Genomic DNA, 1,197 nt, shown 5'->3' on the forward strand with positions numbered 1-1,197 from the left:
GGCCGCCGAGCGCGCCGGCGCCGCGCGCGACCGCGTCGCCGCCATGGTCGAGGCGCTGGGCGACAACCGCGTCGCGGTCGAGCAGATGATCGCCGGGGTGCAGGCCTCGGTCGAGGAGAATGCCCGCTCGCGCGGGCAGATCAACGCGCTGGAGCAGGTGGCGCGGCGCATCGACAAGATCGTCGACGCCATCACCACCGTCTCGATCCAGACCAACATGCTGGCGGTGAACGGCGCGATCGAGGCGGCGCGCGCCGGCGAGTTCGGCAAGGGCTTCATGGTGGTCTCGACCGACATCCGCAACCTGGCGCGCGACAGCGCCGAGAATGCCGAGCGGATCAAGGATCTGGTGAAGGCGGTGCAGGACCAGATCGTCGCCGTCCGCCGCGACCTGGAGGAGATCGCCGCCGCCGCCGCCGGCGAGCTGGAGAAGAACAAGGCGCTGACCAGCAACCTCGCCGCCATGGCCAGCGAGATGGCGGCGATCCTGGAGGGCAATGCCGAGATCGCCACCAGCGCCGAGGAGATCCTGGTCAGCCTGGACGAGGTGCGCAAGGGGGTGGAGCAGGTCTCCGCCGCCGCCGCCGAGGCGGAGCACGCCGCCGGCCAGGCCGCGCAGGCGGCGCGCGAGCAGGCCAAGGGCGCCGAGGAGCTGGCCGCGGCGGTGGAGGAGATCGCCTCCCTGGCCGACGAGCTGCAGAACAGCGGCGGCTGAACCGGGCAGCCGGCACGGGCAGGAAGGCGGAGGGGCATGAGCGCAGCGCTGGAGCAGGACGGCCCGGCCGGCCGGCAATTCGTCACCTTCTGGGTGCAGGACGAGATCTTCGGCGTCCCGCTCTCCGAGGTGCAGGAGATCATCCGCGTGCCCGGCCTGGTGCGGGTGCCGCGGGCGCCGGCCAGCCTGGAGGGCATCGCCAATCTGCGCGGCGCGGTGCTGCCGGTGACCAGCCTGCGGCGCATCTTCGCCCTGGGCGACGCGCCGCATGACGACGCCACGCGCATCATCGTGCTGCATCGCGGCGCGCTGGCGGGCTTCGTGGTCGACCGCATGGCCAGCGTCATCACCACCGAGGCGCAGGAGATCGAGCCCTTCGAGGCCGCCGGCCAGGCGGCGCGCGACGCGCTGCTGCAGGGCGTCGTCAAGCGGCCGCGCGGCTTGATCCTGCTGCTCGACCCGGAGCGGCTGCATCAGGCCCG

General features: G+C 73.0%; 2 protein-coding genes. Both read left to right on the forward strand.

From position 1 onward, the window contains the following. On the forward strand, positions 1-715 hold a 715-nt coding region (locus HMPREF0731_RS21020; protein WP_007006254.1), incomplete at its 5' end, for a methyl-accepting chemotaxis protein. A gap of 36 nt (positions 716-751) precedes the next feature. Next, positions 752-1,197: chemotaxis protein CheW (locus tag HMPREF0731_RS21025; protein ID WP_007006255.1), on the forward strand; the 446-nt coding region annotated here is incomplete at its 3' end.

This window comes from Pseudoroseomonas cervicalis ATCC 49957 (genome assembly GCF_000164635.1).
In the GTDB taxonomy this organism is placed as follows: Bacteria; Pseudomonadota; Alphaproteobacteria; order Acetobacterales; family Acetobacteraceae; genus Pseudoroseomonas; species Pseudoroseomonas cervicalis.